Here is a 1,222-nt window from a genome sequence, read left to right as displayed (position 1 = left end):
AGGAGGAGAAAAAAGACATGGCCAAGGCCAAATTTGAGCGGACCAAACCGCACGTAAACATCGGCACGATCGGACACGTGGATCACGGGAAGACCACCCTGACCGCGGCGATCACGACCATACTGGCCACCGTGGGCAAAGCGGCGGTAAAAAAATACGACGAAATCGACAACGCGCCGGAAGAGCGTGAGCGGGGCATCACCATCAACACCGCGCACGTAGAATATGAAACGGACAACCGGCACTACGCGCACGTGGACTGCCCGGGCCACGCCGACTACGTAAAGAACATGATCACCGGCGCGGCGCAGATGGACGGCTCGATTCTGGTGGTATCGGCGGCGGACGGCCCGATGCCGCAGACCCGTGAGCACATCCTGCTGGCCCGGCAGGTTGGCGTACCCTACATCGTAGTTTACCTGAACAAGGCCGACATGGTGGATGACCCGGAACTGCTCGAACTGGTGGACATGGAAGTGCGGGAGTTGCTTTCGGCCTATGAATTTCCCGGGGATGAAATACCGATCATCACCGGTTCGGCTCTAAAAGCGTTGGAATGCGGCTGCGGCAAGCGGGACTGCGAATGGTGCAAATCGATCTGGGAACTGATGGACGCCGTGGACAGCTACATTCCCACTCCGGAACGGGACATCGACAAACCGTTTTTGATGCCGGTGGAAGACGTTTTCAGCATCACCGGGCGGGGCACGGTGGCTACCGGCCGGGTGGAGCGGGGAGCGGTCAAAGTGGGCGAAGAAGTGGAAATCGTCGGTTTGAACGAAAAGCCGCGCAAGACCGTAGTCACAGGGGTGGAAATGTTCCGCAAGATTCTGGACCGGGGCGAAGCGGGGGACAATATCGGCTGCCTGCTGCGTGGCGTGGACCGCAAAGAGATCGAACGCGGCCAGGTGCTGGCCAAACCGGGCAGCATCAAACCGCACACCCACTTCAACGCGGAAGTATACGTGCTGACCAAGGAGGAAGGCGGGCGGCACACCCCGTTCTTCAACGGCTACCGGCCGCAGTTCTACTTTAGAACCACCGACGTCACCGGCGTGATCACCCTGCCGGAAGGAGTGGAGATGGTCATGCCCGGGGACAACATCCGCGTGGACATCAAACTGATCACCCCGATTGCCATCGAAGAAGGACTGCGCTTCGCCATTCGCGAAGGCGGCCGCACCGTGGGCGCCGGCGTGGTCACCTCGGTGATCGAGTAGCG

At 60.2% G+C, this 1,222-nt stretch carries 1 protein-coding gene; it reads left to right on the top strand.

The window, feature by feature from the left end:
- Positions 1-17 precede the first annotated feature (17 nt).
- On the top strand, positions 18-1,220 hold the full coding sequence (gene tuf / locus A6M21_RS06420) for an elongation factor Tu (protein ID WP_066667126.1): 1,203 nt from the start codon (positions 18-20) through the stop codon (positions 1,218-1,220).
- The last annotated feature ends 2 nt before the right edge of the window (positions 1,221-1,222 follow it).

Origin of the sequence: Desulfotomaculum copahuensis (assembly GCF_001655685.1) — a bacterium.
GTDB lineage: Bacteria > Bacillota > Desulfotomaculia > Desulfotomaculales > Desulfovirgulaceae > Desulfotomaculum_G > Desulfotomaculum_G copahuensis.
This window is presented reverse-complemented; position numbering and strand designations above follow the sequence as displayed.

Coding starts and splice junctions, on each gene's coding strand:
- tuf (WP_066667126.1), top strand. CDS start 18: ATGGCCAAGGCCAAATTTGAGCGGACCAAACCGCACGTAAACATCGGC.